Source organism: Cupriavidus sp. HPC(L) (genome assembly GCF_000307735.3).
GTDB lineage: Bacteria > Pseudomonadota > Gammaproteobacteria > Burkholderiales > Burkholderiaceae > Cupriavidus.
Genome location: NZ_AMPR02000198.1, coordinates 1 through 5,679, shown reverse-complemented (window position 1 = coordinate 5,679; position 5,679 = coordinate 1). Strand labels below are relative to the sequence as shown.

Genomic DNA, 5,679 nt, shown 5'->3' with positions numbered 1-5,679 from the left:
ACGCCGCCGGCCTCGCCGCTGCCGCCGCGCGCGCTGTCCGTCTATGCCGGCGACTACGCCAACGACTACTACGGGCCCATCACGGTGCGCGAGTCCGCGGGCGGGCTGGTGCTGACGATCGGTCCCGCCCCGCTGGTGCTGCCGTTGTCGCATTGGGATGGCGACGTCTACACGTTCCAGCTGCGCAACGAGAACGCGACGCCAGGCACGATCTCGCGCGTGTGGTTCGGCAGCGATCGGCTGACGCTCGAGTACTACGACCACGAAGGGTTGGGCACCTTCATGCGGACCGGCTGAGCGAGCGCGGCGCGCCGGCCAACCTCCGTCGTCCCCGCGAACGCGGGGACCCAGCGGCTTTCAAAGACACTGGGTTCCCGCCTGCGCGGGAACGACGGGGTTGTCCTCCGCGACTGCGGCCGACTCAGGCGCTCTGCCCCATCGCCGGATCGCTGACCAGGTCCTTGCCGGTCTCCATCCGTCCGGCAAAGCGGCGGCGGAATGCCGGACTCGCGTCGCAGGTCACGACGAAGTCGTACCAGCAGCCCGAGTCGCCGATCGCCCATTCGAACTCGACGACCTTGCCGGGGGCGACCATCTTCGTCCACGGACCATCGCTGCGATAGGCCAGCGCCTCGGCGGTGAAGCGGATCGGCCGGCGGCCGTTGTTATGCAGCTTGACCTGCACGGTCGGCCGCTCGCAGGGGTTGTAGCAGACCTGGATCTCCGGCATCGCGTCGCCCTGCTCCGCCGCATCGCCGACGAAGCTGCGATGATAGCCGTTCGGGCCGAGCACCCACAGATCGTACTTGCCGCCGTCGCCGCTCAGGTCCCAGACATCGTCCAGCATCTTGCCGGCCTCGACGACGATGCGTCGCGGAATGCGGTCCAGATGCAGGCGATCGTAGACGTGAAACACCGCGCCGGCGCTGCGCGCGCTGGCATTGGCGAACAGCAGCTGCAGCCGGTTGTTGCGGGCATCGACACGCGCGCTGGTGTGCAACTCATAAGGAAGCGCACGGGACGGGCGCGTGCCGGCGTCCTGCACCGGCAATGCCGGCGTGGCGGGCACCGGGATCTTCGGCATCGCCTGTTGCGCGGCCGTCAGGCTGGTGGCCTCCGCTCGTGTGGTACGACCCGCCAGTTCGGGCAGCGGGTTCGCGTTCGGCGTCGCGAAATTGAACGCGCTGGTCAGATCGCCGCATACCGCGCGGCGATACGGGCTGATCTGCGGCTCCATCACGCCGAAGCGCGCCTCGAGGAAGCGGATCACCGAGGTATGGTCGAACACCTCCGAATTGACCCAGCCGCCGCGGCTCCACGGCGAGACGATCCACATCGGCACGCGCGGACCCGGGCCATAGGGCCGGCCGTCGCGGGCCGGCTGCTTGGGCGTCGCCGGCTGGTAATCGTGGTATTCGAATGCCATCTGCGCATCGGACAGCGTCGATTTGCCGGCGACGGTCCCGTCCGGATTGCGCGACGGCGCGGTCGGCGGCGGCAGGTGGTCGAAGAAGCCGTCGTTCTCGTCGTAGTTGATGATCAGCGCGGTCTTGCTCCAGACCTCGGGGTCCGACGTCAGCGCATCGAGAATCGCCTGTACGTACCAGCCGCCCTTCGCCGGGCTCGACGGTCCCGGGTGCTCGCTGAACTCGGCCGGCGGGATGATCCACGAGACCTCGGGCAGGCGGCCGTTCTGCACGTCGTCGCGCAGCGACTGCAGGAAGCCGCCGTCGGCCATGGTGTTGCAGAAGCCCTTGGCGAACGGGCTGTAGCGGTCGTCGATGGCGGGGTCGTACGGCGGATTGAAGCCCGGCGCGTTGGTGTTCGATACCTGCCGTCCGGCCGGCATCTTCTCCATCTCGGCGCGCCAATGACGGAAGCTCATCATCTGGTTGCAGCCGAAGTTGTCCGGAATGTTCTGGTAGACCTTCCAGCTGACGCCGGCGGCCTGCAGCCGGTCCGCATAGGTTTCCCAGGTCCAGCCTTCGGTCGACGGTCCCACGTCGGCGCCGCCGTTGAACTCGTTGACGGTCACCGCGACGTTGTCGCCGGTCGGACCATTCGAGCCGGTCCAGTAGAACAGGCGGTTGGCGATGGTGCCGGTATGGATGCCGCAATGGTAGGCATCGCACAGCGTGAAGGCATCGGCCAGCGCGCGCTGGAACGTCACCTCCTCGTCATCGTAGTAGCCCATCGACAGCGGCTGCTTGGCGACCGGCCAGCGGTCCATGCGGCCGTGGTCCCAAGCCGCTTGTGAGTCGGCCCAGTTGTGCGGCGTGCCGCCGGCGCGCTGCGCGTTGCCGGCCGTCTCGTCGAGGTGATACGGCGTGATGATGTTGCCGTTCGCATCGGTCTGGTACAGCGCGGTGCGGCCGTTGCGCAGCGGAATCGGGAAGCGGTCGCCGTAGCCGCGCACGCCCTTGAACGTGCCGAAGTAGCTGTCGAACGAACGGTTCTCGAGCATCACCATCACGACGTGCTTGACGTCCTTGATGGTGCCAGTCGCGTTGTGGGCTTCGATCGCCAGCGCGCGGCGGATGGCGGGCGGGAAGCTCGCCAGCACGGCGGCAGCGGCGCCGGTGCCCAGCGAAGCCTTCAGGAATTGTCGCTTCGACGGATTGAATGTCATGGCGGATTCTTGTTCGTTGGGAACGTCGCGCAGTCAGGGCGCGCAGCGGCTCGAGCAGTTGCCGGGCCTGCCGGGGAGCTTGCCGCTCGGATTGGTGGTGTCGGGAGCGGCCGAGGGCGACAAGGTCGCACCATCGTCGCCGCCGCCGCATCCGGCCAGCAGCAGCGCGGTGACGAGGGCACCGGCCGCGAGCCGCAGCGTGGGACGGCGCGGCGATGGCGGCGCAAGTTCAGGGAGCATAGGTCGGGTCTCCAGGAGGTGGGGGACGGGGACGGCATCGTTTGCGTCGTGCCTTCTGCCTGGCGTCGGGACGGCAAGCACCGGATCGATGCACGGCGCCAGCGGGCAGGACGGCTTCATTGTTGATAGATCAAATGTCAGTTCCTTGACACAAAGTCCCGACTACGAATCCTCGTGATCCCGTGCTCGGCGATGACGCCGAACAAAAAAAAAGCGCACGGAAAACTCCGTGCGCTCCGTGGTCCGTCGATCTCGCAAGGCCGGGCCACAGGGGCCAAGCCTTGCGTACGGTCAGAACAACACCTTCAGCGAAGCCTTGACGGTCTGTGCCCGCGAGCTGCCAGCGAATTGGCCGCTGTAGCTGACACCCACCGTGGTGGCCTTGCCTACCTTCACGTCCAGCCCGGCATTGACCACGGCCGCATCGTCGGCGATCGGCACACCGGCCACGCCGAACTGGTCCGCGCCGCGGAACGCCAGCGTCGACATCGGCGTGCGGTCGCCGAAGGCATGGCGCCAACCCAGCGAGCCGCGCAGCGTGCCGGTCAGGCGGCCCAGCGAGATGTCCGCCGTGGTGCGCAGGCCGAGCGTGCTGAACGTGACGTTGCTGGTATTGCCGGGGCTCGCCAGCGCCGCCGCCCCACCCTGCTCGTCGAATCCGCGGGTATCGAGATTGACGTGGGCGACATTGGCGAACGGCTCGTACGAATACCGGCCGGCATCGATGCGGTAGCCCAGGTCGCCGAAGACCTGCGCCATGCCGGCGTGGTAGTCCGCCTTCGCCTGATCGCGGAAACCGCCGAAGTTGACCGAGCGCGAAGTGCCGATGTCCTGCCAGGTATAAGCGGCACCGGTGCGCAGACCCAGCGCGCCCCATTGGCCGCCGCCGTAGATGCCGGCATGGTAGTTGTCGATCGAGCCGGATGAGTGGCGCGAATCGACGTCGACGTTGGTGTGGCTGTAGCCGGCCAGCACACCGACGCGCCAGTTCTGCGACACCGCGGAATCCGCGCCGAGCAGAATGCCGCCGGTAGCGCTGTGCATCGCGCCGGCATTGCCGTTGCCATCGTGACCGCCCCACGCGCCAAACACGCGCACCCAGCCGCTCGGACGGCGCGACTCGGGACCGCAGTCTGCCGCGCCGCGCGCATCGCGCTTGTCCTGCTCCGAGCCAACCGCGCAGAACGCTTCGCGCAGACGATCGGTGGCTGCATCGCGAACAAAGCGGCTTTCCTCGATCGACGCGGTCCGGAGCGAGGCGTGGATCTCGCCGGACAGTTGGTCGAGCGCGTTGCGCGCCGCTGCGTCGTCGGTCAGGTTCAATACCGCGGTCTTCAGCGGATTGGTGTCGGTCAGGCTGTCGACACCGCGTCCCGCCGCAATCTGGTTGGGCGTCTGGCCGGCGCTGTCGATCGCGCGGGCTTGCTGCACGACCAGATAGGCGTTGTTGGCGTCGTAGTCGCCGCGCAGCCCCATGAAGGCGGTCACGGCCGTATCGCCGGTCAGCGTAAAGGCCCCATGCAATCCGCCCGTCGCGGTCAGCACCGTGTAACGCGTGCCGGCCACATAGGCGGCGTTGCTGGTCTTGGTCACGTTCAGGCGCGCCCCCTCGGGCAGCGTGGCGCTGCCCGACACCGCGATGCGATCCGACGCGCTCGAAGTCGGATCGACATGCGCCTGGTAGGTGCCGTCCGCCTGCTGGACGTAGTTGCCGCTGACGGTCAGCGTGCCGCTGCCGTTGCCGGCCGGCGCGATCGTCGCGCCGCCGGCGACCGTGGTCGAACCCACGGTGCCGTTGCCGGCCAGCGTCGCGCCGCCCTGCACCGAGACCGGCGAGTTCGCGATCGCGCCGTTGATCGTCAGCGTACCGCCGGCCACCATCGTCGGGCCCGTGTAGTCGCTGGTGCCGCCCAGCACCAGCGTGCCGGCATCGGTCTTGGTCAGGCCGGCGCTGCCGCTCAATGCCGCATTGATTGTCGCGACATAGTTGGCGCCATCGGCGGTGCCATCACCGACGCGGATGGTGGCGTCGCTACCGGTCAGCACGATGCGGTCGCCGTCGACGGTATAGCCGCCGGTGGCGAATTGCATGCCGGCCGCCTCGACCTGTCCCTGGCTGTTGTCGACCGTAACCTTGCCGGCGGTACCGGCGAAGACCGCGAAGCCGCCATTGCCGAATGCGGCATTGGCGCCGCCATCGGCCTCGGTCCAGTTGTCGTCGCCCGCGGCACGCCAGGTCCCGTCACCGCCGGTGATGCTGCCATCGCCGCGGCCGCCGGCATCGCCGTCCCAGAAGTTCAGCGCGTTGTTCGACGCGTTGACCAAGTTGACCTGCTGCGCAATCGATGTCTGCACGGTCGCACGCGAGCCGGTGGGGAGCGTGCCGAGGCCCAGCGTGCCGCCGAGCAGATTGCCGCCGTAGCTGATCACACGATAGACGCCCGGACCGAAGGCGCCACCCGCCGCAGTCTTGACGTTCAGCGTGCCGCCGAGGGTCAGGTCGCCCGCCACCTCGACCAGGTCGTTCAGCGGACCCCCAACGGTGTTGGCGCGCCCGAAGTCATAGTCGAGCGTCGCGCCGGCTTGCAGCGCCAGATCGCCATTGATCGTCAGCGTGCCAGGGTTGCCCGCCGCCGCGCCGGGCGACAGGGTCGCGCCGCTGGCCACTGTGACATCGCCACCGACGATGCCGGTGCCGCCGAGCGTGCCGGCGTTGACCGTGGTCGCGCCGGTCGCCAGCGACTGGTCGCCCTGAATCAGCAGCGTGCCATTGTTGACCGTGGTCGTGCCGCCGTAGCTGTTGGCCGCAG

General features: G+C 68.4%; 4 protein-coding genes. 1 reads left to right on the top strand and 3 read right to left on the bottom strand.

The window, feature by feature from the left end; genetic code table 11:
• Positions 1–297: DUF3471 domain-containing protein (locus tag B551_RS12650; protein ID WP_043439312.1), on the top strand; the 297-nt coding region annotated here is incomplete at its 5' end.
• 124 nt (positions 298–421) lie between these two features.
• On the opposite strand, the gene B551_RS12645 is transcribed toward B551_RS12650, so the two are convergent.
• The 3 genes from B551_RS12645 to B551_RS12635 all read right to left on the bottom strand — a co-directional run.
• Entirely contained in the window at positions 422–2,629 is a 2,208-nt protein-coding gene (locus tag B551_RS12645; RefSeq protein ID WP_023264220.1) for a phosphocholine-specific phospholipase C, read from the bottom strand.
• A 33-nt stretch (positions 2,630–2,662) separates the two neighbouring features.
• Positions 2,663–2,869, bottom strand: coding sequence for a hypothetical protein (locus tag B551_RS12640; protein ID WP_006577048.1), 207 nt, complete (start codon positions 2,867–2,869; stop codon positions 2,663–2,665).
• 291 nt (positions 2,870–3,160) lie between these two features.
• Positions 3,161–5,679: autotransporter domain-containing protein (locus B551_RS12635; RefSeq protein ID WP_023264219.1), on the bottom strand; the 2,519-nt coding region annotated here is incomplete at its 5' end.